The sequence below is a fragment of the Pseudarthrobacter sp. 1C304 genome, from assembly GCF_052245515.1.
Lineage (GTDB): Bacteria > Actinomycetota > Actinomycetes > Actinomycetales > Micrococcaceae > Arthrobacter.
Genome location: NZ_JBQQCH010000006.1, coordinates 144,124 through 168,182, shown reverse-complemented (window position 1 = coordinate 168,182; position 24,059 = coordinate 144,124). Strand labels below are relative to the sequence as shown.

The window sequence follows — 24,059 nt, the reverse complement described above, 5'->3', positions numbered from 1 at the left end:
TTGACCACCCAGACCGTCAGGGGCCGCCGTCGTGCGACCGGTCCCGCTCCGGAGCCGCGCCCGGTCGTCGCCATTATGGCGGACCGTCCACGTGACGCGCACCGTGATGAGCGCAGGGGCCGCCGCAGCCCGTTCCGCCAGGTAACTGACTTCGCCGCCGCGAGCGGCGTCGGGCAGAAGGCCGGCATCGCCCTCGCCGCCACGGGACTGGTCCTCACCGTGACCGTCCCCGCCACGGGACCCGTGATGGCCACGGACGCCGGATCTGCCGGGTCCGTTTCGGCCGCAGTCCAGCCCGACGTCACGGCCGGCGAGGCAAAAATTGACTTCAACCGCACAGCCGTAACCACCCAGGGTGATCCGGACGGAAAGCTCAAGCAGCTCCTGAGCGCGCAGTCCGTGGATTCGATCTCCCGGGCGGCCTCCGCCGGCAGCCTGGGTGCGCCCCTGGCCCAGCTGAAGACTGCATCGCCCTTCGGCTACCGGGTCAGCCCCATCACCGGCGGTTCCGGCGAGTTCCACCGCGGCCAGGACTACTCCGCCCAGTGCGGTACCCCCGTAGTTGCGGCTGCCAGCGGCACCGTGACCTTTACCGGATGGCACCCCTACGGCGGCGGCAACCGTGTAGTGATTGACCACGGCAACGGCCTCGAGACCACCTACAACCACTTGTCTTCCGACGCCGTCAAGGTGGGCCAGCAGGTCTCCCGCGGCGAGGTTGTGGCGATGAGCGGCACCACCGGCGCCTCCACCGGCTGCCACCTCCACTTCGAAGTCATGGTCAACGGCGAAGTCGTTGACCCGACCGGCTGGCTCTAACAAAGCTGATCGGACGCTCTCGCACTTCTGTGACACGCCGTGATCTGAATGTGACATTGAGCCCCAACTGTTGTACGTTTGACCCACGCCAACTTTTCCGAAGTTGGCGCTCTTGAGTGGATTGCCTAGCTCTGCCACCGCTCAAGGTCCGTTCGCATTACATCGTCTGGCAGGGGCGGGGGAACCAATTTTGGTCTTCGCAAGAAGACCTAGGGGTTAAGTCGCAAAGCTTCCCAGGAAGCAGCGCGGCCGGGTGACTCCCATCCGAATCCGACAGCTCACCTCGCAGGCATTGGGAGAGGCTACTTTCGTGTCTTCACGCCACAATGCTGCGCGCCACCGCGCTTGCGCGGCTCTTTCGAGCCCGCTGATGTCCGAAACCCGGAACGCCCTTGCCGGCGCCCGGACCGGATCTCACACCGCCGCCTCTATCTCTGTTGAGTCCGGCCCGCAGGCCATGCACCTGCACGCAGTTCCCGCTTTTGGCGCGTCTTCGCAGTACACCCTTCGCTAAGTAACCCATTTCAGGGGCGATCCGGCGTACCCCCAAGATGCCGGAGCGTCCTCAGCCCGCGCCTGAAAAGCGCGGACCCAGGATCACGAAAGAGAGAACTTAATGACTACTCGTGCAAACGCACGGCACCGCGCCGAGGTCACCAAGACCAACTCGCTTGCTGTCATTGCCAAGGCTGTCGGCGACAACGCCGGTGGCATGGGCCGCCAGGCCGCCGTTATCGCTGCAGCCTCAGGCCTCGTCCTGACCAGCGGTGTCGCAGCCAACGCTGCTGAGGCCAACGTCCAGCGCGAATCCACCTCGGCGTCCACGCTCGAGGTCCAGTCGGCCGCCCCCGCGACCATCTCGGCTGCTTCCACCATTGCCATCTCCTACGAGAAGCCGGCTGTCACCACCACCGCGGCTCCCGTCGTCGAGGCCCCGAAGCCGGTAGTGAAGGTCCAGGAGGCTCCCGCGGCCAACACGACTAACACCGCCAAGACCGCCAGCACCAAGGTCGCCGCCACCGCCACCGCCGCCGCAGCGGGCACCAAGGCTCCGGCCGCCGTCGCCAGCGGCATGGGCGCTACGATCGCCGCCGCTGCCTACGCACAGATCGGCGTTGGCCAGGACTGCACCCGACTCGCCACCAACGCCCTGGCCGCGGCCGGCATCAACTACCACGGCTGGCCGGCAGGTTACCTGTCCCTGGGCCGCACCGTCAGCGCCAGCGAGGCACGCGCAGGCGACCTCGCCTACTACCAGAACGGCGGCTCCGGCCTGGCCCACATCGCTGTCTACGTTGGCAACGGCATGGCCGTGCACGGCGGCTGGAACGGCGGAACCACCTCCCTGCAGAGCGTGAACGTCGGCTCCGGCCCGGTCTTCATCCGCGTCGGCGGCTAAAGAACCCCCAGCAACACCCAAGGACCCCTGCCTTTTGGCAGGGGTCCTTTGCGTTGCCGGGGCATGAACTTCAGCAGACAGTGACCGCAGCCGGAAAAAAATATTCGGCGAAACCGCATCTCCATGTTTACTCTTGTTTTGTCGATCCATAGCCCGACCATGCAGAGGGCAGCCGGCCCTCGTGCCCCTGGCGGGTGCGGCCGTGAAGAGGTATGCGGATGCGCACTCTCGTTCTGAATGCTGGATATGAGCCGCTGGCGGTAGTGACCTTCCGCCGGGCGCTGGTGCTCGTGCTGACCGGAAAGGCCAGTGTCGTGGCGGAAGGCGACGACCCCGTCGTCGGACCGCAGGACGTCCTGGGCCGGCCCTCGGTGATCCTCCTCAACCGCTACATCAGGCCCCGGTACAATACCGTCACTACGGTCAGCCGCCGTGGTGTGCTCCGCCGGGACGGGCACCGCTGCGCGTATTGCGGCAAAGCGGCCCACACCATCGACCACGTCCAGCCCAAGTCCAGGGGAGGGGCGGATTCCTGGGAAAACCTTGTTGCCGCCTGCCTGCGGTGCAACAACGCCAAAGGTGACCACACGCCCGGTGAAATGGGATGGAAGCTTGGTTTCAGTCCCGCGCCACCCAAAGGCACCACTTGGCAGATCAAGGAACTGGAGAAACCGACGCCGGCGTGGGACCCGTTCCTGCTGCCCGAATCTGCCGCCTGAAACGCCCCTCCGCCGGAACCTGCTGCCCGGCAGATCGATCCGCCCGGCTGTTCAAGCCAGCACGGGTTAGGCTGGGCCGGTGGAATTTGATGCCGTCATCCTCTCCGGAGGCCGCTCCTCCCGGCTGGGGGGCGTGCCCAAGCCCGCGCTGATGCACGACGGCGCCACCCTCCTGGAGCGGGCCCTGCAGGCAGCCGGCGGGGCTTCGGCCGTCGCCGTCGTGGGCCCCGACCCGGGAACGCTGCCCGAGGGTGTGCTGGCCTGCCGGGAGGACCCGCCCTTCACCGGCCCGGCCGCAGCGATTGCCGCTGGCCTTTCCGCTTTGGCCCGCCGTGCCCAGGACCGGCACCGCGCCCCTGCCCCGTACACGTTGGTTCTCGCCTGCGACATGCCCCGCGCGGAAACCGCCGTCCGGGCGCTGCTGGAAACCGCCGCCGAGGGTCCGCCGGGCGACGGGCTGATGGCAGTGTCGGCCGACGGCCGCCGGCAGCCGCTGCTGGGCCTATATGGCACGGCCGTGCTACAACAGCAGGTTTTGGACGCCGACCGGCGCGGTGCTCTCGTCGACGCCTCGGTATTCGCCCTTCTTGCTAGGCTGGACGTGCGGGAAGTCGGTGTCCCCGGCGGGTCCACGGATGATGTGGACACCTGGGACGATGCCGCCGCACTCGGGGTTACCGGACCGCCCGGCGTCCACAGTGGAGACATCCACGGACAGGGCTCAGCGTCCGGTGCGTCCGAGCTGAAATCGACCTTGGAGGCAAACAGTGAAAAGCCAGGATGAAACGCTGGAAGACTGGTGCCGCGCCCTGCTGCAGGCCCTGGAGCTGGAAGGCATCGAGGTTGATGTCAACGGGGTCCTGGCCCTGGCGGGAGTGGCAGCGCATTCAATCGTGCGCCCCGCCGCGCCCCTGACCACTTTCATCGCCGGCTTCGCAGCGGGCCTTGCCACCGGCTCGGGCAAGGCCACGGATACTGCCTCCATGCAGGCCGCGATGGACGTGGCCCGCAAACTGGCGAAGGACTACGCGGCCAGCGAAGTCCCCGACGCATGACACCTGTTCCCCCTCACGGCAGTGCAGCTGCCGCGGGGCACGAGCCTGCCGCCGAAGGCCCGGCGGAGGCAAACCCTGCCCTTGCGGACAAATTCCAGGGCCCGGCCCCGCACCCCGCTGCCGTTGAGCCAGCGGGCGCAGGCCCGGGCGCTCCGGACCAGGAACCCACGGCGCACCGGCACCTCGCCCACACCTGGCAGGAAGCCAGGCAGCTCGCCTTCGACTGCGCGGCACCCATCCCGGCCGCACCCGTCGCCCTGCGCGGCGCCCTGGGCCGGAAGCTCAGCGCCGACGTCGAAGCACTCGCGGACATGCCGCACTACGCATCGTCCGCCATGGACGGCTGGGCCGTGAACGGCAGCGGCCCGTGGATCCTCGCGGAACCCGGCCAGCGGCTGGCACCCCACCAGGCCAGCCCCATCGCCACGGGCGGGCTGATCCCGCCCGGAGCGAAAGCCGTGCTGCGCAGTGAGAGCGGCACGATCGCCCCCGACGAGGACGGGCTCCCGGTGCTGCGGCTCGCCGGCGCCGCCAAACCCGGCGAGCCGCGCAACGGCGAACACATCCGGAAAGCCGCGGAGGAAGCTGCCGCCGGCGACGTGCTGATCACCGGCGGGACCGTGCTCAACCCCGCGCACCTGGCCCTCGCCGCCCTCGCCGGCTACGACACCCTCCCGGTCCTCGGCAAGCCGCTGGTCCGGCTGGTGTACACCGGCTCCGAGGTGGTGACGGCGGGTGTCCCGCAGCCCGGACAGGTACGCGATACCTTCGGCCCCCAGCTCGCCGACGTGGTGGAAATGCTCGGCGGCATCAGTGCGGGCGAAACAAAAATTGGCGACAGCTACGACGAGTGGCTCACCGCGCTCGAAGACACCGACCCGGCGCAGGACGCCCCGGGTCCGCTTCCCGGCGCGGCCGCCGAGCCGCTGCCGGCCGACGTCGTCATCACCACCGGCGGCACGGGCCGCTCCGGGACCGACCACCTGCGGCGTTCGGTTGCCGAGCTGGGCGGCCGGCTGCTCATCGATGGCATCGCCATGCGGCCCGGCCACCCCGCAGTCCTGGCCGAACTGCCCGACGGCCGGTTCATTATCGGACTGCCGGGCAATCCGCTGGCGGCCATGATGGCCCTCTCGACCATCGGCGCCCCGCTCCTGGCCGCGCTGGGACACGGGAGCCTGCCGCCCGTCACCGAGGTTCCGTGCGGCGCCATGATCGAGCCCGATCCCGGCAGGACCCGGCTGATGCCGTTCCGGCTGGTCTACGGCATGGCCTCCCCGGCGCAGCACGCGGGCCCGGGGATGATGCGCGGGCTGGCCTCCGCCGACGGGGTGCTGGTGGTCCCGCCGCACGGCGTGCAGCTGGGCGAGCCGGTCCCGGCCTTTGCGCTGCCGTGGGGCCGGCCGCTTCCGGACCTGGCGGCACCGAAGGACAAGCCGGCCCCCAAGCGTGCAGCCCGGAAATCCGCCGGCACCGGCGGACCCGTGGACTGGAGCGCCCTGCTGGGGTAGTGCCCGGCCCCGAACGCGCTGGCCACCCGGCCCGGCGCTTGTCATGATGGAAAGATGTTGGTGAGGAGTACCTGATGGGCCGTGTCACACAGCGCCGCAAGGTGCACAAGTATGTTTTGGACGGGTCGCCCCAGGCGCTCGAGTTTCCAGTCCGCCACCGGGAGGACGTGCTCGCCGTCGAGGAACCGCTGGAAATTCGGATTGGCAGCATGTCGTTCTCGGTGACCATGCGGACGCCGGGACACGACTTTGACCTTGTGGCGGGGTTCCTCGTGTCCGAGGGCGTCATCTGGAGCCCCGAGCAGCTTGTCTCGCTGCGGTTCTGTGCCGGGGAAGACGAAGACGGCGTCCAGACCTTCAACGTGGTGGAGGCACAGTTGCGGCCCGACGTCGTCCGGCCTGACACCGGACGGAATGTCTACACCTCCAGCTCCTGCGGCATCTGCGGCACGGACTCCATTGAGGCAGTGCACAAGTCCTCGCATTTCAGTCCCGCGGCCGACCCGCTGACGGTTCCCATCGCCACCCTCGCCGCACTCCCGGACCAGCTGCGGGAGGCCCAGGCCGTGTTTGACGTCACCGGGGGAGTGCACGCCGCCGGACTGTTCCGGATTTCCGACGGCGGCACCGCCGAACTGCTCTGCCTGCGTGAGGACGTGGGACGCCACAACGCCGTGGACAAGGTGGTGGGCTGGGCCCTCCGGGAGGGCATGCTGCCCCTGCGTGGGACCGTGCTCCAGGTGTCCGGGCGGGCGTCGTTCGAGCTCGTGCAGAAGGCTGCCCTGGCCGGCATTCCCGTCCTGGCCGCGGTCAGCGCGCCGTCGAGCCTGGCCGTCGAGCTGGCCGAGGCCAGCGGCATGACGCTGGCCGGATTCAGCCGCGGCGCCTCGCTGAACGTGTACGCGGGCGCCAGCCGCGTGGCCCTGCCCGCGCACGCTGGCGGGTAGCGCCCGGATCCCTGCCCCTTGGATTGGGGAGGGTGGCGAAGTAAGTTTTATCCATCGACTGGACACATTCCAGCGCCATCCACGCCAGCGCTAAGAGGAACACATGCATGACGACCGCCGTCTCACGGAAGTCCGGCTCGACCGTTTCGTCCGCGAACGCATTGCCCCTGCGGTCTATCCGCGCAGGGTCCCGCTGGACCTGAGCAGCTGGGAGGTCCCGGACGAGCCGGTGCCGGCCCTGGAGGCCCTGCGGCAGCAGTTCACGCCGCAGGAGCACGGGGCGTTGTGGGGGCGGCCGTGGAGCACCATGTGGCTGCGGCTGCAGGGGCAGGTTCCCGACGCCTGGGGCACTGCTGCGGACACCTCCGTGGAGATCATCGTGGACCTGGGATTCAGTACCGATCTTCCGGGCTTCCAGTGCGAGGGAATTGCCTGGCGTCCGGACGGAACAATCATCAAAGCCATCTCCCCGCGGAACCAGTACATTCCGCTGAAGCTCCTGGGCAGCGGGATGGCCGTCGATTTCTACGTGGAGGCCGCCGCCAACCCCGACCTTTCCCAGGGGTGGACGTTCGCGGCCACGCCCTACGGGGACAAGGCGACCTCAGGCAACGAACCAAAATACCGGCTCGGCCAAATGATGATCGCCGAGCTCAACCACACCGTCTGGGAACTGCAGCAGGACATCTGGACCCTCAACGGCCTCATGCACGAACTGCCCATGAACCTGCCCCGCCGGCACGAAATCCTCCGCGCACTCGAACACATGCTGGACGTCATGGATCCCGACGACGTGCCGGGGACCGCCGCCGCCGGGCGGGAGGCGCTCGCCGGGGTCCTGTCCCGGCCGGCCTATGCCTCGGCCCACCACCTGCTGGCCACGGGACATGCGCATATCGACTCCGCCTGGCTCTGGCCCGTCCGCGAAACCATCCGCAAATGCGCCCGCACATTCTCCAACGTGGTGGCGCTGATGGACGAGGACCCCGAGTTTGTGTTCTCCTGCTCCTCGGCCCAGCAGCTGGCCTGGATCAAGGAGCTGTACCCCGAGCTGTTCGGGCGGATCCGGGAAAAGGTCAAGACCGGCCAGTTCGTCCCTGTCGGCGGCATGTGGGTCGAGTCGGACACCAACATGCCCGGCGGCGAGGCCATGGCCCGGCAGTTCCTCGAGGGGAAGAGCTTTTTCCTTGACGAGTTCGGGGTGGAATGCCAGGAAGCCTGGCTTCCGGACACGTTCGGCTACTCGGCGGCCCTGCCGCAGATCGTCAAGGCTGCCGGCAGCAAGTGGTTCCTGACCCAGAAGATCTCCTGGAACCAGGTCAACCGGATGCCGCACCACACGTTCAACTGGGAAGGCATCGACGGCACCCGGATCTTCACGCATTTCCCGCCGGTGGACAGCTACAACTCCGAGCTCAGCGGCCGGGACCTTGCCCATGCCGAACGGAACTACCGCGACCATGGGCGCGGCACCACTTCGCTTGTCCCGTTCGGCTACGGCGACGGCGGAGGCGGACCTACCCGCGAAATGCTCGCAGCCGCGCGCCGCACGGCGGACCTCGAAGGCTCGCCCAGGGTGGAGCTCGGCTCGTCCGCCGACTTCTTCACCCGGGCGCAGGCCGAATACCCCGCCCTTCCGGTCTGGGTCGGCGAGCTGTACCTCGAATTGCACCGCGGCACCTACACCAGCCAGGCCAAGACAAAACTGGGCAACCGGCGCAGCGAACACCTCCTGCGCGAGGCCGAACTCTGGTGCGCTACCGCCGCCGTCAGGACCGGGTACACCTATCCGGCCGCCGAGCTCAAGCGGCTCTGGCGGCTGGTGCTCCTGCAGCAGTTCCATGACATCCTCCCGGGCAGCTCCATCGCCTGGGTGCACCAGGATGCCGAACGGAACTATGCCGCCGTCGCCACGCAGGTGGAGGCCATCATCGCCGGTGCCGCCGGATCCCTCCTGGGAGAAGGGGGCACCAGCTTCCTGCTCAACGCCGCCCCGCACGAACGCAGCGGTGTCGCCGCGTACGCCGCGGACCGGCCGGCCCCTGCGGGGCCCCCGGTGGCGGCCCAGGAAGCCTCCGGGGGCTACGTCCTGGACAATGGGGTCATCCGGGCCGTCATCAATGCCGACGGACTGCTGGATTCCCTGGTGGATACCGCGAGCGGCCGCGATGCAATCGCGCCCGGGCAGTTCGGAAACCTGCTGGAACTGCACCGGGACACCCCCAACGAGTGGGACGCCTGGGACATCGACGCGTTCTACCGCCGCAACGTCACCCCGCTCACCAGCGCGCGGTCGGTAGCGCTCGAACGCAACGGAGGGGACGCCGTCGTGGTGGTGGAACGGCTGGCCGGCACGTCGGCCGTAACGCAGCGCATCTCCCTCGCGCCGGGGGCGCACTCGTTGACGATTGCCACCGCTGTGGACTGGCAGGAGAGCGAAAAGCTGCTCAAACTCGGGTTTGCCCTCGACGTCCGGGCGGACCGTTCAGCGTCGGAGACCCAGTTCGGCCACGTCTTCCGCCCGACGCACCTGAACACGTCGTGGGAGGCAGCGAAGTTCGAGATCTGCGCCCACCGGTGGATCCACGTCGCCGAGCCCGGCTACGGGGTGGCGGTCTCCAACTCATCAACCTACGGCCATGACGTCACCCGGACCATCAGGGAGGACGACGGCGGGACCACCACCACCGTGCGTCTCTCCCTGCTGCGCGCGCCCAAGTTCCCGGACCCCGGCGCCGACCGCGGCCGGCACGAACTGACCGTCACCATCCGGCCGGGCGCCAGCATCGCCGACGCCGTCGAGGAGGGCTACCGCACCAACCTGGCACCGCGGCTGGTGAAGGGCGCCCACGCGGCAGAACCGCTCTTCACGGTCTCCAACCCGGCCCTGGTCATTGAGGCCGTGAAGCTGGCCGAGGACGGCTCGGGTGACGTGATCGTCCGGCTGTACGAGTCGCTGGGCGAGCGCTCAACGGGGCGGGTCACCGCCGGGTTCGGCGCCAGCGGCGTCCGTACCGTCGACCTGCTGGAGCGGCCGGCGGCTGCGCCCGGTGTGACGCTGCACGGGGACTCGGCGGAACTGGCCCTGCGGCCGTTCCAGCTGGTGACGCTGCGGTTTGTCCTGAGACGCGGCTGATTCGCCCTTAAACAGGCTGAGTGGGAGCGGTCCATCCGGACCGCTACCACTCATCCCCCCAATGGCGCTTGGGCGGCTGCCTCGGCTCCGCACGGACTGTCCCCGTTCACGAAGCGATTGCCGCTTTCACACATTCATGATTCTCTCACGGTCTAATGATTTTGTGAATGCCTAGCCCCGGTTCCGCCGTAATGTTGCCTTAGCGTTACCTGAAGGGGCTGCGATCAGGCCGGAGAACCAGAACAGGACGAGGCCGCCAACGTAGCCAAGCACCGCCGCATAGTTGACGAAATGCAGCCCGCCGGCCGGCACCAGGGACACCGGAAAGGTCAGGATGGCGAACAGGGCGCCCAGGAGGACCAGCAGGGCCCCTCCCCGGACCAGCCGCGGCTGCCGGCCCCTGACGGCTGACAGCAGCGGCGGCACCAGCACAAGCGAGATGTAAGCGGGGTACGTGCGGCCGGCCGCGGTGAAATACGGCGCCACCGTGGCGTTGCTGTCGGTGGACGGCACCTGCAGCCCGGCGGGCGCACCGGTTGTGTCCATCAGGAGGAACGCCGCCAGCACGGCCACGCTGCACAGCGCCAGGGCCCAGCGGCCGGGGGCGCCGGCAATCAGCGCATAGGCCCTGGCGTCGCCGAGGCCCCTGGCGAGGCGGAGGCCGACCAGCAGGACGGTCGCAAACACGAGAAACCGCAGGATCAGGCTGGTCACGTGGCGTCCGCCCAGGGCGCCGTCGATCACCGTGTAGACCGCGGTGACGGCGAGCACGCTGCACACCGTGGCCAGCAGGAGGATCCCGAACACCGTCCTGTTCCGGCCCCTCACGGCGTCCGGCACCCGGAGGACAAGCGCGGTGCCACACACCAGCAGCGTCGTCCACTCAAGGGCGGTCATCGTCAGGGGCCTCTCGAATCGTTCTGCGGCTCAGCCAGTCGTGAGAATCCGTTGGAGTAAGTCTTCCTCTTCAGCTTCGCGCCCGTCACCGTTTTTGACAGCCAGATCAGGGCCAGCCCGGTCAGGAGGCACAGCACGGCGGTGTAGTTGAAGACAAAGCGCAAGTACCCAAACGGCGGGCCGATCAGCGGGGAAGAGAGGCTGAGGGTGAGGGCCACTGACCCGAGGGCCAGCAGGGCCGCGCTGGTCCGCAGGAGCGCCGGCAACCCGCCACGGACCGTCCGCACCAGCGCGGGCAGGAGGGCGAGGGCGACGAATGCCGGATAAACGCGGCCGGCGGCTCCGTACAGCTCCACGAGGGCGGCGCTGCGGGGGTCCTTGGCGTAAACGCTGACCAGGCCCGCAGACGACCCGGCGGTATCCATCATCAGGAACACCGCCACCAGTGCCGCGGACGAGGCCACCGCGACAGCAATGCCGACACGGCCGGTCATTAGGCGGAGGGCATCGCGGGCGCCAAAACCCCGCGCGATTCTGAGCCCCAAGGCGAAAACGGTGCCGAAGACGACGAAGCGCAACACCAGATTGGCCAGGTTCACCCCGCCCAGGACTCCGTCAATAGCCACATAGGGGCCATTGATACTCAGCAGGAGGCCCGCCACCAGCAGCACGTAGATGAAGAACAGTGAGCGGTTTTCACCCCGGAAGGCGCCCGGTAGGCGGAAGGCCGCCAGGACAGCGCAGACGGTAAGAGTGGTCCACTGCAGGATCGCGATCACGGCGATGACCGTGCGCGCTTCGCCATCAGGCTGGAGATCCAGACAAAAGCGAGCCCCAGCGCCAGGGACAGCACCGCCGTGTAATTGATGACAGCCCTGAGATAGTTGGCCTCGGGCGGTATCAGCGGGAAGAGGGAACCTGCAGCCAGGGCGGCGAAGGCCACTGTCAGCAGGACCGCTCCGGCGCGGATGGCCCAGGGCAGCCGCCGCCGGATCGCCAGGAAGGTGGCGGGAAGGATGCAGACCGCGACGAAAGCCGGGTACAGGCGACCCGCCGCCGCGTACCAGCAGATCAGCGACGCGTTTTCCGGACTCCGCAGCGGCAGGCCGGACAGCCCCGTCGCCGACCCGGCAGTGTCGGCCAACAGGAACAGGACTACGGTTGCGACGCCTGTGACTGCCAACGCCGCCCTGCCGGCGGGGCCGGTGATGAGCCGGATGCTCGTGGCCGCATCGAAGGCTTTGGCAATCCGGTATCCGGCCAGCAGGACGGTTCCGTAGATGAGAAAGCGGAGCAGCAGGTTCGCGTAATTCTGGGACCCCAGCCACGCGTCGATGACTTTGTAGCTGACATCGATGCTCAGCAAAACAGCCAGCGTGGACAGCACGAAGATCCCAAAGACTGACCGGTTCTCGCCGCGGAGCGCGCTGGGAATCCGGGCGATCGCGACGAGTCCGCAGACCGCCAGCGTGGTCCACTGCAAGACCGGGATCATCCGAGGTTCTCCCAAATCTTCTTTGTCTGTTCGTGTTCGTGCTCCTGGCGGCGCAGCGTCTTCCCGAGGGACTGCAGGCGCTCGCCGGCCAGCGCCGTGAGGTCGCCGTCGGACAGCGCGTCCAGGGCGACTTGCCGTGCGTCCGGCGCCCAGCCCGCTTCCCGCTCCGTCAACAGTCCGGTGGCAACGAGTCCGCCGGTGAATCCTACGCCAGCGGCCCGGGCAGTGGCGACGGCCAGTTCCGGGGACAGCCGGTTCGCGGTCAGCTGCGCCGAATAGTTCTGCGGTGCGACGCCGGTGGCGGCGGAAACCCGGTGCCGCAGCTCGCCGTCGTCGATCGCATCCACCCAGTTGCGGACCGACGTGGCGTGCGGGGCGGGGCTCAGCTCCGGGGTCAGGGCACTGCCGGCGTCGCCGTAGCCGCCGTAGGCTGGGGACGAGCGGGAAATGACCGCGCGGAGCAGGTCCATGGTGGCAATCTGGCTGACCAGTTCAGCCGGCGTGGGAGCCTTCGCACCCGAGAGCTCCGTATAGCTGTCAAACCACGCCAGGTCTTCCAGGGGGCTTCGCTTCAGGGCGCGGCTGATGCTGACCAGGGTGTTCTCCGCGACCTTCCCGCGGACCAGCTGCTGGGCCAGCGTGGTGCGTTTGATCCCGGAGATCCTGCAGATGTCGGCCGTGCTCGCTGAAGGGGCAACGCCATGGAGCCAGAGTTGGAACGCCTTGGCGGGTAAGGGCATCTATTGCTTCCTGCGGGATCGAATGGAGGTGTGGCCGGGACAGTCCGGTGGAGCAAGAACTGCATCGATTTTACGGGACGTGCTGCTTCAACTATGCTAGATGCTCGAACCCGCTGGTCCGTACACCCCCCAAGTCCGGACCAGCGGGTTCTTTCATGCCCGGGTGCTTTCGGCGGCCCGGACGGCCCGCCGGCAGCCGGTTTGGGCCGCGGTGAGAGGATGGATAAATGACTGCAACCCTTGTTGCCAAGGACCTTTCCGGAGGCCACGACCACCGGACCCTTTTCGCCAAACTTTCCCTGACCGTCGCCCCCGGCGACGTCGTCGGCGTCGTTGGAGCCAACGGTGCCGGCAAGTCCACCCTGCTCCGGCTCCTTGCCGGCGTGGACCAGCCGCAGGAAGGCACGGTCAGCCTTGCCCCGGCAGACGCTTTTGTGGGCTGGCTGCCCCAGGAGCACGAGCGGATCGCCGGCGAAACCGTGGCGGGGTACATCGCACGGCGCACCGGCTGCGCGCAGGCCACCCTGGAGATGGAGTCCACAGCGGAGGCCCTCGGCAGCGGTGCCCCCGGTGCCGACGACGCCTACTCCCTCGCGTTCGACCGGTGGATGGCCTCCGGCGCCGCCGACCTGGAGGAGCGCATCCCCGCCGTCCTGGCGGACCTAGGCCTGGACGTCGGGCCGGACGCGGACATGACCGGGCTTTCCGGCGGCCAGGCCGCCCGCGTGGCGCTCGCGGCGCTGCTGCTCAGCCGCTTCGACATTGTGCTCCTGGACGAACCCACCAACGACCTGGACCTCAATGGACTGGCCCGTTTGGAGGCCTTTGTGCAGGGGCTGCGGGGCGGCGTCGTGCTGGTCTCGCACGACCGGGAATTCCTGGCCCGCTGCGTCACCACCGTGGTGGAACTGGACCTCGCCCAGAACGCCGTGGCCGTCTACGACGGCGGCTACGAGTCCTACCTGGAGGAACGCGCCGTGGCCCGCCGGCACGCCCGTGAACGGTACGAGGAATTCGCCAACACCAAGGCCGACCTGGTCTCCCGGGCCCGCACCCAGCGCGAATGGAGCTCCCAGGGCGTCCGGAACGCCATGAAGAAAAACCCGGACAACGACAAGATCCGGCGCGCCGCCAGCACCGAGTCCGCCGAAAAGCAGGGCCAGAAGGTGCGCCAGATGGAATCCCGGATCGCCCGGCTCGAAGAGGTTGAAGAGCCCCGCAAGGAATGGCAGCTGCAGTTCAGCATCGGTGCGGCGCCGCGTTCCAGCGCCGTGGTCGCGACGCTCCGTGACGCCGTCGTCCACCAGGGCGATTTCACCCTGGGGCCGCTGAACCTGCAGCTCAACGCAGGGGAGCGGATCGGCATCACCGGCCCCAACGGCGCCGGGAAGTCCACCCTCCTCCGCCTGCTGCTGGGCGTCCAGCGCCCGGACTCCGGCAACGCCTCCATGGGCGCCTCCGTGGCGGTCGGCGAGATCGACCAGGCCCGCGGGCTGCTGGCCGGCGGGCTGAAGCTGGCAGACGCCGTCGAAGCCGTCCTGACGGAGCTGCCCCCGGCGGAGGTCCGGACCCTGCTGGCCAAGTTCGGGCTGAAGGCGGACCACACCTCACGGCCGGTGGAGTCCCTCTCGCCGGGGGAGCGGACCCGGGCCGCGCTGGCGCTGCTGCAGGCCCGCGGCGTAAACCTGCTGGTGCTCGACGAGCCCACCAACCATCTGGACCTGCCGGCGATCGAACAGCTGGAAGAAGCCCTCGACAGTTACGACGGCGCGCTGCTGCTGGTCACCCACGACCGCCGGCTGCTGGAAAACGTGCGCCTGGACGCGCGCTGGAACGTGGACAACGGCGTCGTCACCGAGCTGTTGGGCACTACCGCCCCGAAAGGCAAGAACTCATGAGCATGGACCGGGTGGCCTGGAGCTCCCTGTACAACATCACCCGCGCCTCGTCCGGCTCCCAGCCGTTCTCGAAGGCGACGCTCAAGCGCGTGTTCGGCTTCGCCCGTCCGCACAAGGGCAAACTGATCGCCTTCGTCCTCCTGTCGATCGTGATGGCCGTGCTGGCCGTCGCGACGCCGGTGCTCGCCGGCCAGGTGGTGGATGCGATCATCGCCGGCGCGGCCACCGACGTCGTGGTCTGGCTGGCCGTGCTGATCGCCATCGTGGCGGTCGCGGAGGCCGGGCTGGGCCTGGTCACGCGCTGGCTGTCCTCCACCATCGGCGAAGGCGTGATTGTGGACCTGCGCACCCGGGTCTTCGACCACGTGCAGAAGATGCCCATCGCATTTTTCACCCGCACCCGCACCGGCGCGCTGGTGAGCCGGCTCAACAACGACGTGATCGGCGCCCAGTCGGCCTTCGCCGGAACCTTGTCCGGGGTGGTGAGCAACGTGGTGGCCCTCGCCCTGACGCTGGTGGTCATGCTGGGCAAGTCCTGGCTGGTGACCGTGCTCGCCATGATCCTGCTGCCCATTTTCCTGATTCCCGCCCGCCGGATGGGTTCCAAGCTGGCTGACCTGCGCCGCGAGGCCGCGGAGCATAACGCCTCCATGGGCACCCAGATGACGGAGCGGTTCTCGGCCCCCGGCGCGACCTTGGTGAAGCTCTTCGGCCGCCCGGATGAGGAGTCCAAGGAGTTCGCGGCGCGGGCCGGCCGCGTCCGGGACATCGGGGTCCGCACGGCGATGCTGCAGTTCACGTTCGTGACCGCCCTGACGCTCGTCTCGGCGCTGGCCCTCGCCCTGGTCTACGGCCTGGGCGGGTTCCTGGCGCTGCAGGGGCAGCTGGCCGCAGGCGACGTCGTGGTGCTGGCACTGCTGCTCACCCGCCTGTACGCGCCGCTCACCGCGCTGTCCAACGCCCGGGTGGAGATCATGAGCGCCCTGGTCAGCTTCGAGCGGGTCTTCGAGATCCTGGACCTCAAGCCGCTCATCCAGCAGAAACCCGATGCGGTGTCCTCGCCGCCCGGGCCGCTGTCGGTGGAGTTCGACGACGTGCGCTTCTCCTACCCGTCCGCGGACAAGGTCTCGCTCGCGTCGCTTGAGGACGTGTCCACACTCGATACCCGCGGCGGCGAAGAGGTGCTGCACGGCATCAGCTTCCGGGTGGAACCGGGCCAGACCGTCGCCCTCGTGGGCTCCTCGGGCGCCGGCAAGTCCACCATCGCGCAGCTGCTCTCGCGCCTGTACGACGTCGATTCCGGCGCCGTGCGCTTCGGCGGAACCGTTCCGGGCACCGGCGTGGACGTCCGGGACCTGACCTTTGATTCCATGCGGCACACCCTCGGCATGGTGACCCAGGACGGGCACCTGTTCCACGAGAGCATCGCCGCCAACCTGCGCCTGGCCCGCCCGGACGCCAGCGACGAGCTCATGTGGGACGTGCTGCGCCAGGCCCGGCTGGAAGACATGATCCGGTCCCTGCCGGACGGCCTGGACACAGTGGTGGGGGAGCGCGGCTACCGGCTCTCGGGCGGGGAACGCCAGCGCCTCACCATTGCGCGCCTGCTCATCGCCCAGCCGCGCGTCGTCATCCTCGACGAGGCCACCGCCGCCCTGGACTCCACGAATGAGGCCGCGGTGCAGGAGGCCCTCGGAGCCGCGCTCGAGGGCCGCACCGCCGTGGTGATTGCCCACCGGCTCTCCACCATCCGCGCCGCCGACGCCATCCTGGTGGTGGAGGACGGCAGGATCGTCGAACGCGGCACGCACAGCGCGCTGCTGGCCGCCGACGGCCGCTACGCGGAGCTGTACCGGACCCAGTTCGCCGAGGCCAGCGCCGTGGCGGAGGAGGCAGTTCCCGGGCTGTAGTGGTCCCGGGCTAGCCCGGCCGGACCGCGAGGGCCGGGAGGACGTGGTCGGTGAGGAGCGGGGCGAGGTCCAGCCAGCTCGGCGGCGAGGTCCAGCCAGCGGATCTCGGCGATCTCCGCGGACGGCCGGGCCTCCCAGACTCCGGGGGCGGTGAAGACCGTGGCCCGGATCTGCGTGGCGGCCTCGTTGGCGGCGTCCGCGTACCAGACGCCCAGGAGGATCAGCCGGTCGGCCGCGAGCACGATCCCGACTTCCTCGGCCAGTTCCCGTGCCGCCGTCTGGGCGGCCGTCTCGCCCGCTTCGGGCTTGCCGCCGGGGTGCATGAACTTGTCCGTGCCCCGTTTCCGGACGGTGAGGAGGCGCCCCTCCGGGTCGAAGACGCATACGGCGGAGACAACGATCAGCGGGTTCAGGCCGGTCATGCCGCAGGCTCCGGCATCCGGCGCAGGACTGAGGTGAGGAGCTGGTCCTTGGCCGGCCCGGTGACGTCCCACTCGTAGCGGAATTCGTCCGGGCCCGTCCGGGTGTAGCTCACGCGGTAGGTATCCGGGTCGCACCAGTGCTGGTCGGAGCTGTTCTGCGGTCCGAAGCCCATGCGGTGGAACGGCCTGCCGTCGGCAAAGTTCATGTCCATCGTGTCCGGGGCGCCGGTGGGCCGGAGCAGGTACTCCCTGCTGGCGGGTCCGGTGAACGGGGTGCCCGCCGGTCCGCCCGGGACGGAGGCCCAGGAAACGGTGCCGTCTTCGCGGAAGCGGAGGCCGCCGTCGTGCTCTGTTGCCGTGAAGCGGACGACGCCGGTGAAGGTCCCGCGGGTGCCGGTGGACCTGTCCAGCAGGGTCCGTGCCACGGTCCAGCTGCCCAACAGATAGGCGCGGAGGTCGAAGCGTTCCTCTTCTTGGGCCGGGCCCGGGAGTTGGGGGTTCAAGTGCCCTCGATTGGAATCGAACCAACGACACCGGCTTTAGGAGAGCCGTGCTCTATCCACTGAGCTACGAGGGCGGGCGTCCGTGCCGGCCGGCCGCGGGCCGGCCCGTTCGGACACGGGTATAAGCATACAAGGTGAGGGCGCGTACTACGCTCTTGGCATGACCGCCGCTGCCAACGTGCCCTCCAGGGACATCATTTACATTCCTGCCCTGCCGTCCACGAGGTTCCTCGCGGGCGCGCTGGCGTTGCTCAGCGTGCTGCAGTATTTCGTGGCGGAGGCCGCCGTGATCGGCGCGTGGGCGGGGCAGGAACCGTACAGCCGCCGGACCGGGTACATCAGCGACCTGGGCGCTGTGACCTGCGGGGTCTTCGACGGCCGGGACGTCTGCTCGCCGGCCCACGTGCTGATGAACGCCTCGTTTGTGGTCCAGGGCATCGGCATGATGGTGGGCGCGGTGCTGCTCGGCACGGCGCTGTTGTGCACGGTGGCGCGGCCAAGTGTGCAGCCGGCGCTGGTTTCGGCCCGCGGGATCACGCGGGCCGCCGCGGTCTCCGCGCGTGTTCTCACCGCAGCCGCCGGGGCCGGGACCGTCCTGGTGGGACTGGTCCCTGAGGACGTTGGCTCACCGTGGCACGTGGTGGGAGCCATCATGTTCTTTGCCGCGGGGGCAGTGGCGCTGGTGCTGCTGGGCTGGGTCTGGCTCCGGCAGACACCGCTGGGCTGGCCCATCCTGGTGTGCGGGCTGGTTTCCCTCGGCGCCCTTGTCACCGGCGGCGTCACGGGCATGGAGGTAGCCGAGCCAGGAACCCTTGAACGGTTCATGGGCTACCCCATCACCATCGGCACGGCCGCCGTCGGGCTTGTGGTTGCGCAGCGGACGGGCGAGCAGCGGGCCGCTGTGAAGCGGGGCCGGGCGGCGGTGCGCTGACCGTTCCGGTGGGCGGTCCGGCGACCGGTAGGCGGTCCAGCCGCCGCCGCGGGACGGGCCGGGGGCTGCCGCGGTGGGGGCCGCGGCCTGCCGCGGTGGGGGCCGCGGCCTGCCGCGGTGGCTTACTTGCCGAGGAAGTCCCGGTAACTGCTCAGGTTGCCGGTCCCGGAATACCCCAGATCGGCGGGCGAGACGGCCGAAGCCCCGTCCGCGGAGATGACCTGGATCGCCAGATTCACCTCGGGGTCACCCGCCGCGGCGTCCACGATCGCCGGAAAGGCCTCCCGGAGGACGCCGAGCATGGTGTCCCGGTCCGAGGTGTCGGCGTGCATGAAGATGTTCCCGCTGCTGCCCATGCCGCCGGAGGACTTGTATCTGGCCTCCACACTGGCCACGTGGGCCAGCGGCTCCACCGCCGCCTTGTATTTGGCAGCGTAATCCTGGTCCGAGGTTGCCGGGGTTCCCGGGGTGGCCCCGCAGCCGGCCAGGACCATGGCCAGCAGTCCGGCGGCCAGGACAGTGAGGATTTTTCGCATAGTCCGACTCTATTCGGTCCGGCCGATGCCGGACGTTGTCGACCTGACCTGGCCGGGGTCTGACGTGATGAAAGCCTGGGTGGACGGCGCGTTCCGGTAGGCCGCGAGGGCGCCCGAGGACTCGTTGGCCGCAACGGACGCGGCGTAGGCGTTGTAGTCGTGGTTGCCCAGCACGTCGCCCGGCCCGGCGCCGGGTGGGGTTGGGAGGGTGACAACGGTGGCGCCGCTGCTGCTGGGCCAGCCCACCAGTCCGGGTGCCCCCGGTTTGGCGTTGCCGAGGTCGAGGCGGGGCACGACGTCGTACGGGTGCTGCAGGGCAAGGGTGTCCACGCTGCCCGGAATGCGGGTCGAATCGATGGGGGACCCGTAGGTCAGAACGTTGGTGACGTTGAACTGGCCGCGGAACCCAGGATCGGCGGCAAGGTTTGCGGCGGTCATTCCGCCTTGGGAATGACCCACCAGCATGACCGGCGCGCCGTCGGGAATTCCGGCCTGACGCATCGCCATCGTGACGGCCTGCGACGCTGTGGACAGGGTTCCGGACGCGGAGGCGAGGTTGCCCACGGTGTCCAGAGGGTTGGACCCCGACCGGAGGTTCCATTCCGAGGTGCCCGGGATGGTCACGATGTATGCCGGTCCGTTGCCCTTGTCGACGGCGGTGATCCGCACCGCGGCGTCGGGAGTCCCGGCATAGCCGCCGTCCTCGTAGGCTGCCGTGACTCCTCCCATGATCTGCGCGAGGCTGCTGGGCATGGGGGTGTTGCGGTACCCGTTCTGCGCCGGTTCCGCCCCGACGCCCACCGCTTGCGGGTCACCGGCCACGGGCGAGCCGTCATCGAGAAGGTGCGGATGCAGGAGCCCGACGGTGGACACGGAGACGCCGGCATTGATTCCGGCGGCCAGCAGCCCCGTCCCGCCGGCGATCAGCTCGGTGACCGACGGAGGCTCTCCGGTGGTGAGGAACTCCCAGCCGAGCCCGCCGGCGTCGACCAGCCCGCCCACCACGTCCCCGCCCGCGTCCGCCAGATTGGTCGCCGCCTCGGAGGCCCGGCCGCCCAGCCAGCCCAGGCCATCGCCCACAGTGTCAATGAACTGGCCGGTTCCGGCCCACAGGCCGTCGGCCACGCCGCCGGACGTGCCGCCTGACGCGCCCCCGGCACCCGGAACCGCACTGTCACCCGGAGCCACGGTGTCCGGCAGCGGGGCCGCCGCGCTGCCGGATCCGCCGGCCTGGCCGCTCCCTGCGCGCCCGGAGCTGGCCTCCTGCTGCTGGCGGACATGCTCCCGCACGGCGTCCGCGGCCGTCCGCAGCGCTTCGGAGGTGGCCAGCAGCATCCTGCTGTGGGTCTTCCAGTCGCTGCGGAACTGCTCTCCGTCAGGCCCCCGCCATGGGCTTGCGGTGATGACGGGCGTCAGGTTCCCGCTCAGCTGGGCGAAGCGCCGGCTTGCGCGGGAGAGTTCCTTCGCGAGGAGCTCGCCCTGGTCCGTGTCCATGCCATACAGGCTCATGATGCCGACGCCTCTCTGGCGCTGTTGGCCAGGAACTCCTGCACGCCGAGCACGTGCCAGACCAGCTGGCGGGCGATGTCGCCGCCGTCCACTGCCGCCATCACCGGGCGTTGTGCTGTGGCCGGCCCGGCAGTGCGGACCGAATACAGCTGGTCGGACAAGGCCCAGACTCCGCCGGCACGGTACTGCCGGTCGGTGCCGGCGGCCCGGGACCGGACGTCCAGGTGGACCGTTGCCCGCACGGGTTCTGCGGCATCTGCAGGTTCTGCAGGTTCTGCAGGGTCGACGGCGTCTGCGCCGCCGGGCGGACCCCCGCCGTCGCCGGCCAGCAGTTCGGGGAACCGGCGCAGGGACCGTGCCATGACCGGCCACAGGACCGTCTCCGGGAACAGGGTGACGGTGACGACGTCGGCGACGCCGGCGGGAGCCACGCTTCCGTCCGCGGCCGTGGCCACCGGGCGCGTGAATTCGACGCCGAGACCCCGGCCGTCGAAGAGGTTCACCCGGCAATGGGTGGACGAATCACCGGACCGGCACACGAGGTCTGCCTGGATGGGGGCAACTGCGCTGAGTTGCAGCGCCTGCAGCCACTGGGGCTGGAGGATGCCGGCGTCGTCCGTGATTCCGGCGGCGGTCAGCTCGCCCTCGATTCCGGCCCGGGTGCGTCCGTCCAGTCCGGCCAGGAAAGAGGCTTCGTCGCCCGGGTGGGAGTCCGGGCGGGCGTCCGGCGCGTCCGCGGTGGAGTCCGTCCGTAGTGTTTCCGTGGCGCGCTGCACGGCCAGGGCCCAGGCGAGGCTGGTCATCCGGAACGTGGTGGTCGCAGGGATCACTGCGGAATCTGGCATGGCTGGGACCTTCGGTCGGGAACTGGCAGGAGGCTCCACCAGCAATGACTTGCACGCTATCCCACGGCCCGGCGCGGGGCCATGGGGACAACTGCCCTCCAGCCGCCGCAGGCCGTTGCGGCGCATGGCACGGATCCGTCCCTCCCGGCGAGGTCCGGCGTCGGGGTCCGGGGAAGGGGAGCGCTCCGGGGTGTCTTATGTCTCATATGGTGCTGACCTTGGATTATCATGAGGGCACTCACCGGAAGATTCGGTGCAGCGTGCGCGATGCGACTCCTGCGCACGACGAATGGCCAACTTAGGAGTCCAATGGGGACGAATGTCTGATCAGCTAGTCTTGCGGCGCGTGCATGCAGCGACGGCGCGGGCGCTCCGCAGGACGGAGGCCCGATGACGATCGGGACGGTGGCCGCAGCAGAAGAACGTGTCCCCGAGGAGTCCCCGGCAGCGGCATATCCGCCGGTGACAGAGCCGCCGTCGGGCGCCCCCATCGGAGTCCGCCTGCGGGACGGCGGCATCATCGAGGTCACACTTCCGGCCAACCAGGAAATTGAAGGGCCCGTGGCGCGGGCGGCCGGAGCCGCGGTCCGCGAGCTCGCGGACGGACGCCGGATGCCGGTGCTGCTGATCATCACTGGTGTGGTGGGCGTCAGCGTTGAGGCGCGGCAGGTTTACGCCTCCTCGATTGCGGCATCCGCCTTTGCCCTCGTCGGAGAGAGCCCCGTCGACCGCGTGATTGCGCACTACCTGCTGCGGTCAAAAACCGAGACGATCCCCGCGCAGTTCTTCACCTCCGAGGCCGAGGCCGTCGATTGGTTAGGGCACTACACGAGTGAAGACTGATCCGCCGGACCCCAGGCTGCATGCCCTCGTTGAAGGCATCGTCCGTATTGCCAGCGGGGACCTGACCACCAGGATCCCGCACTCCGGTGCGAGGGACGACGTCGCCGCGGTCATTGCCGGGATCAACCTCATGGCCGACGACCTGCAGACCATCTACCAAGAGCTTGAGGAACGCGTCGAAAGCCGGACGGCGATGCTCCGGGAGGCCCAGGTCGAGCTTGAGCGGATGGCCCTCACGGACCCGCTCACCCAGCTTGCCAACAGGACCGCGCTGAACTCGGTCCTCAGCCACGCGCTGGCCGAGACGGCGCGCGGGGAGTTGCCTCCGGCGCTGCTGGTCCTCGACCTGGACTCGTTCAAGGGCATCAACGACACGCTGGGACACAGCGCCGGCGACGACGTGCTGCGGGTCATCTCGCGGCGCCTGCAGGACGCGGTCCGCGAAACGGATACCGTGGCCCGCCTGGGCGGCGACGAATTCGCCGTCATGCTGCCGAAGTCCAACCTGGTCCGGGCCCGCCGGGTGGCGAACAGAATCCTCAAGGCCCTGGGCGAGAGCCTCGAGATCGGTGACCTCCGCATTACCTGCGGCACCAGCATCGGACTGCGGGTGGCGGAACCGGGCCAGTCAGTTGACGATCTGGTTATGGAAGCCGACACGGCGATGTACGCCGCCAAAGCCCAGCCGCACAGCAGCATCAAGGTGTTCGAGCCGGCCCTGCTGTATGCACGCCGGCTGCAGAGCGTGATGATCAGTGAAATGCGCGAGGCCATCCGACACGACCAGCTCACGCTGCACTACCAGCCGGTGGTGGAGCTGGCCACCGGCAGGATTGAGGGCGTTGAGGCGCTGGTGCGCTGGAACCATCCGGAGCGGGGCCTCCTGATGCCCGATTCCTTCATCCCGCTGGCGGAGGAAACCGGAATGATCGTGGACCTGGGCCATTGGGTGCTGCGGCACGCGGTGCGGCAGCTCCGGCGCTGGCAGCTGGAGCAGAAGGTGGACAGCAGCTTTAACGTCCGTGTCAACATTTCAACCACTGAACTGCAGAACCTCGACCTGATTGAGCACGTCCGCGACATCCTTCACGAAACCGGGGTGAACGCTGCCAACCTCGTGGTGGAACTGACGGAATCCATGGCCGTGAACGGCGGGGACGTCGACCGCTACTCCCTCAGCGGACTGCGCCGGTTGGGTGTGCAGCTCGAAATCGACGACTTCGGCACGGGTTATTCCTCCATCAGCTACCTGCGCAAGCTGCCGGTCAACGTGGTCAAGATCGACAAAAGCCTCATCGACGGGCTGGGCTCTGACGAGCAGCAGAGCAACTTTGTCGCGGCCGTCCTGCACCTCATCGAGGCCTGCGGGCTCCAGGCAGTCGCCGAAGGCATCGAGACGGCGGAGCAGGCAGCGGAACTGGCCCGGCTGGGTTGCGCGAGCGGGCAGGGATATTACTTCGGCAGGCCCGCTCCGGCCGAGCAGATCGAGACGCTGTTGGAGCGGGGGATCCTGGGGGAGTCCGTGTAGGTGCCCGCGTGGCTTTGCGCCGCGGTGTCCGCGGGTGCCACGCAAGAACGGCGGGTGCCGGAAGTCGCCTTCCAGAACCCGCCGTTCTCAGGTACCACTCAGTACTTGTGTTGCTTCTAGTACTTCGGAGTGGAGTTCGGCCACCAGTTGACGGCCTGAACGGAACCCTGCCCGGAGTTGTCGCCGCTTGCGGAAACAGCAGCTCCCGCGGTCAGGCCTGCGGCCGCGATGGCTCCGGTGACGAGGAGCGTTGCAACGATTTTCTTCATGGAGTACTCCTGTTACGTAAGAGGCTGATGCGACTCGTGTGATGCGAGTTCAGTATAGGGGCATAAGACACGCCGGAGCAGGAAGAATTGTCGCGACACCTTCATAAATATGTTATTCGCGCGAAGCTGATGGATTCCTGCGCGAAA

The 24,059-nt window shown here is 68.8% G+C and carries 22 protein-coding genes, 1 tRNA gene, 1 pseudogene and 1 riboswitch; of the genes and pseudogenes, 13 read left to right on the top strand and 11 right to left on the bottom strand.

The annotated features are described in order from the left end of the window. The 8 genes from ACTWQD_RS13120 (at position 1) to ACTWQD_RS13085 (ending at position 9,586) form a co-directional block, all read left to right on the top strand. Complete coding sequence (locus ACTWQD_RS13120; protein ID WP_443196565.1) at positions 1-819, top strand: M23 family metallopeptidase; 819 nt, start codon at positions 1-3, stop codon at positions 817-819. A gap of 136 nt (positions 820-955) precedes the next feature. Then, positions 956-1,125, top strand: a riboswitch (cyclic di-AMP (ydaO/yuaA leader). A gap of 310 nt (positions 1,126-1,435) precedes the next feature. Further along, positions 1,436-2,218 carry an NlpC/P60 family protein gene (locus tag ACTWQD_RS13115; RefSeq protein ID WP_443196564.1) on the top strand — a complete coding sequence of 261 codons (783 nt, stop codon included), beginning with the start codon at positions 1,436-1,438 and terminating at the stop codon, positions 2,216-2,218. Between the two features lie 218 nt (positions 2,219-2,436). Then, positions 2,437-2,937 carry an HNH endonuclease gene (locus ACTWQD_RS13110; RefSeq protein WP_066436177.1) on the top strand — a complete coding sequence of 167 codons (501 nt, stop codon included), beginning with the start codon at positions 2,437-2,439 and terminating at the stop codon, positions 2,935-2,937. Between the two features lie 79 nt (positions 2,938-3,016). Further along, positions 3,017-3,721 carry a molybdenum cofactor guanylyltransferase gene (gene mobA / locus ACTWQD_RS13105; protein WP_443196563.1) on the top strand — a complete coding sequence of 235 codons (705 nt, stop codon included), beginning with the start codon at positions 3,017-3,019 and terminating at the stop codon, positions 3,719-3,721. Then, a complete protein-coding gene (locus ACTWQD_RS13100; RefSeq protein WP_443196562.1) occupies positions 3,705-3,992 on the top strand; it encodes a DUF6457 domain-containing protein in 288 nt (95 codons plus the stop codon). Before mobA ends, ACTWQD_RS13100 begins: the two co-directional genes overlap by 17 nt. Then, complete coding sequence (locus tag ACTWQD_RS13095; RefSeq protein ID WP_443196561.1) at positions 3,989-5,503, top strand: molybdopterin molybdotransferase MoeA; 1,515 nt, start codon at positions 3,989-3,991, stop codon at positions 5,501-5,503. Before ACTWQD_RS13100 ends, ACTWQD_RS13095 begins: the two co-directional genes overlap by 4 nt. Positions 5,504-5,577: 74 nt before the next feature. Continuing rightward, on the top strand, positions 5,578-6,450 hold the full coding sequence (gene fdhD, locus ACTWQD_RS13090; protein ID WP_443196560.1) for a formate dehydrogenase accessory sulfurtransferase FdhD: 873 nt from the start codon (positions 5,578-5,580) through the stop codon (positions 6,448-6,450). 103 nt (positions 6,451-6,553) lie between these two features. After that, positions 6,554-9,586: an alpha-mannosidase gene (locus ACTWQD_RS13085; RefSeq protein WP_443196559.1), complete on the top strand. Its 3,033-nt coding sequence runs from the start codon at positions 6,554-6,556 to the stop codon at positions 9,584-9,586. Positions 9,587-9,757: 171 nt separating this feature from the next. Here ACTWQD_RS13085 and ACTWQD_RS13080 read toward each other — a convergent pair whose 3' ends face one another. The 4 genes from ACTWQD_RS13080 to ACTWQD_RS13065 are packed head-to-tail and all read right to left on the bottom strand — an operon-like array spanning position 9,758 to position 12,718. Further along, entirely contained in the window at positions 9,758-10,483 is a 726-nt protein-coding gene (locus ACTWQD_RS13080; protein ID WP_443196558.1) for a hypothetical protein, read from the bottom strand. Positions 10,484-10,485: 2 nt separating this feature from the next. Next, positions 10,486-11,262, bottom strand: coding sequence for a hypothetical protein (locus ACTWQD_RS13075; protein WP_443196557.1), 777 nt, complete (start codon positions 11,260-11,262; stop codon positions 10,486-10,488). Beyond that, positions 11,259-11,978, bottom strand: a complete 720-nt coding sequence (locus tag ACTWQD_RS13070; RefSeq protein WP_443196556.1) for a hypothetical protein — start codon at positions 11,976-11,978, stop codon at positions 11,259-11,261. Before ACTWQD_RS13070 ends, ACTWQD_RS13075 begins: the two co-directional genes overlap by 4 nt. Next, positions 11,975-12,718 (bottom strand): hypothetical protein, encoded by a 744-nt coding sequence (locus ACTWQD_RS13065; RefSeq protein WP_443196555.1) that lies wholly within the window; start codon positions 12,716-12,718, stop codon positions 11,975-11,977. The genes ACTWQD_RS13070 and ACTWQD_RS13065 overlap by 4 nt, the downstream gene beginning before the upstream one ends. A gap of 227 nt (positions 12,719-12,945) precedes the next feature. Here ACTWQD_RS13065 and ACTWQD_RS13060 point away from each other — a divergent pair, with 227 nt between their 5' ends. Both ACTWQD_RS13060 and ACTWQD_RS13055 read left to right on the top strand, forming a co-directional pair. Then, a complete protein-coding gene (locus ACTWQD_RS13060) occupies positions 12,946-14,616 on the top strand; it encodes an ABC-F family ATP-binding cassette domain-containing protein (protein WP_443196554.1) in 1,671 nt (556 codons plus the stop codon). Beyond that, positions 14,613-16,526: an ABC transporter ATP-binding protein gene (locus ACTWQD_RS13055; protein WP_443196553.1), complete on the top strand. Its 1,914-nt coding sequence runs from the start codon at positions 14,613-14,615 to the stop codon at positions 16,524-16,526. Before ACTWQD_RS13060 ends, ACTWQD_RS13055 begins: the two co-directional genes overlap by 4 nt. A 10-nt stretch (positions 16,527-16,536) precedes the next feature. Here the strand turns inward: ACTWQD_RS13055 and ACTWQD_RS13050 are convergent. The 3 genes and pseudogenes from ACTWQD_RS13050 to ACTWQD_RS13040 form a co-directional block, all read right to left on the bottom strand. Then, positions 16,537-16,939, bottom strand: a pseudogene (locus ACTWQD_RS13050) (NUDIX hydrolase). Between the two features lie 5 nt (positions 16,940-16,944). Then, a complete protein-coding gene (locus tag ACTWQD_RS13045) occupies positions 16,945-17,451 on the bottom strand; it encodes a DUF6314 family protein (protein WP_443196552.1) in 507 nt (168 codons plus the stop codon). Between the two features lies 1 nt (position 17,452). Beyond that, positions 17,453-17,525: transfer RNA gene (locus tag ACTWQD_RS13040), tRNA-Arg, on the bottom strand. A gap of 86 nt (positions 17,526-17,611) precedes the next feature. On the opposite strand from ACTWQD_RS13040, the gene ACTWQD_RS13035 reads away from it, so the two are divergent. Next, complete coding sequence (locus ACTWQD_RS13035; protein WP_443196551.1) at positions 17,612-18,382, top strand: hypothetical protein; 771 nt, start codon at positions 17,612-17,614, stop codon at positions 18,380-18,382. Positions 18,383-18,504: 122 nt separating this feature from the next. On the opposite strand, the gene ACTWQD_RS13030 is transcribed toward ACTWQD_RS13035, so the two are convergent. Genes ACTWQD_RS13030 through ACTWQD_RS13020 form a run of 3 tightly spaced genes read right to left on the bottom strand, consistent with a single transcriptional unit; the run spans position 18,505 to position 21,272 of the window. Continuing rightward, positions 18,505-18,918 (bottom strand): hypothetical protein, encoded by a 414-nt coding sequence (locus ACTWQD_RS13030; RefSeq protein ID WP_443196550.1) that lies wholly within the window; start codon positions 18,916-18,918, stop codon positions 18,505-18,507. Between the two features lie 9 nt (positions 18,919-18,927). Beyond that, the gene (locus ACTWQD_RS13025) at positions 18,928-20,427 is read right to left on the bottom strand and encodes a hypothetical protein (RefSeq protein WP_443196549.1); all 1,500 of its coding nucleotides are present in this window, start codon (positions 20,425-20,427) and stop codon (positions 18,928-18,930) included. After that, positions 20,424-21,272 (bottom strand): hypothetical protein, encoded by an 849-nt coding sequence (locus ACTWQD_RS13020; RefSeq protein WP_443196548.1) that lies wholly within the window; start codon positions 21,270-21,272, stop codon positions 20,424-20,426. The genes ACTWQD_RS13025 and ACTWQD_RS13020 overlap by 4 nt, the downstream gene beginning before the upstream one ends. 390 nt (positions 21,273-21,662) lie before the next feature. Here ACTWQD_RS13020 and ACTWQD_RS13015 point away from each other — a divergent pair, with 390 nt between their 5' ends. Both ACTWQD_RS13015 and ACTWQD_RS13010 read left to right on the top strand, forming a co-directional pair. Further along, the gene (locus tag ACTWQD_RS13015; RefSeq protein WP_443196547.1) at positions 21,663-22,115 is read left to right on the top strand and encodes a DUF7793 family protein; all 453 of its coding nucleotides are present in this window, start codon (positions 21,663-21,665) and stop codon (positions 22,113-22,115) included. Further along, positions 22,105-23,643, top strand: coding sequence for a putative bifunctional diguanylate cyclase/phosphodiesterase (locus tag ACTWQD_RS13010; protein WP_443196546.1), 1,539 nt, complete (start codon positions 22,105-22,107; stop codon positions 23,641-23,643). The genes ACTWQD_RS13015 and ACTWQD_RS13010 overlap by 11 nt, the downstream gene beginning before the upstream one ends. Before the next feature lie 116 nt (positions 23,644-23,759). On the opposite strand, the gene ACTWQD_RS13005 is transcribed toward ACTWQD_RS13010, so the two are convergent. Further along, positions 23,760-23,912, bottom strand: coding sequence for a hypothetical protein (locus tag ACTWQD_RS13005; protein WP_443196545.1), 153 nt, complete (start codon positions 23,910-23,912; stop codon positions 23,760-23,762). Positions 23,913-24,059 lie beyond the last annotated feature (147 nt).

Excerpts from the sequence above, each read along its gene's own strand:
- ACTWQD_RS13115 (WP_443196564.1), top strand. The coding sequence starts at position 1,436 with ATGACTACTCGTGCAAACGCACGGCACCGCGCCGAGGTCACCAAGACC.
- ACTWQD_RS13110 (WP_066436177.1), top strand. The coding sequence starts at position 2,437 with ATGCGCACTCTCGTTCTGAATGCTGGATATGAGCCGCTGGCGGTAGTG.
- ACTWQD_RS13095 (WP_443196561.1), top strand. The coding sequence starts at position 3,989 with ATGACACCTGTTCCCCCTCACGGCAGTGCAGCTGCCGCGGGGCACGAG.
- fdhD (WP_443196560.1), top strand. The coding sequence starts at position 5,578 with ATGGGCCGTGTCACACAGCGCCGCAAGGTGCACAAGTATGTTTTGGAC.
- ACTWQD_RS13085 (WP_443196559.1), top strand. The coding sequence starts at position 6,554 with ATGCATGACGACCGCCGTCTCACGGAAGTCCGGCTCGACCGTTTCGTC.
- ACTWQD_RS13080 (WP_443196558.1), bottom strand. The coding sequence starts at position 10,483 with ATGACCGCCCTTGAGTGGACGACGCTGCTGGTGTGTGGCACCGCGCTT.
- ACTWQD_RS13070 (WP_443196556.1), bottom strand. The coding sequence starts at position 11,978 with ATGATCCCGGTCTTGCAGTGGACCACGCTGGCGGTCTGCGGACTCGTC.
- ACTWQD_RS13065 (WP_443196555.1), bottom strand. The coding sequence starts at position 12,718 with ATGCCCTTACCCGCCAAGGCGTTCCAACTCTGGCTCCATGGCGTTGCC.
- ACTWQD_RS13060 (WP_443196554.1), top strand. The coding sequence starts at position 12,946 with ATGACTGCAACCCTTGTTGCCAAGGACCTTTCCGGAGGCCACGACCAC.
- ACTWQD_RS13055 (WP_443196553.1), top strand. The coding sequence starts at position 14,613 with ATGAGCATGGACCGGGTGGCCTGGAGCTCCCTGTACAACATCACCCGC.
- ACTWQD_RS13035 (WP_443196551.1), top strand. The coding sequence starts at position 17,612 with ATGACCGCCGCTGCCAACGTGCCCTCCAGGGACATCATTTACATTCCT.
- ACTWQD_RS13030 (WP_443196550.1), bottom strand. The coding sequence starts at position 18,918 with ATGCGAAAAATCCTCACTGTCCTGGCCGCCGGACTGCTGGCCATGGTC.
- ACTWQD_RS13025 (WP_443196549.1), bottom strand. The coding sequence starts at position 20,427 with ATGAGCCTGTATGGCATGGACACGGACCAGGGCGAGCTCCTCGCGAAG.
- ACTWQD_RS13020 (WP_443196548.1), bottom strand. The coding sequence starts at position 21,272 with ATGCCAGATTCCGCAGTGATCCCTGCGACCACCACGTTCCGGATGACC.
- ACTWQD_RS13015 (WP_443196547.1), top strand. The coding sequence starts at position 21,663 with ATGACGATCGGGACGGTGGCCGCAGCAGAAGAACGTGTCCCCGAGGAG.
- ACTWQD_RS13005 (WP_443196545.1), bottom strand. The coding sequence starts at position 23,912 with ATGAAGAAAATCGTTGCAACGCTCCTCGTCACCGGAGCCATCGCGGCC.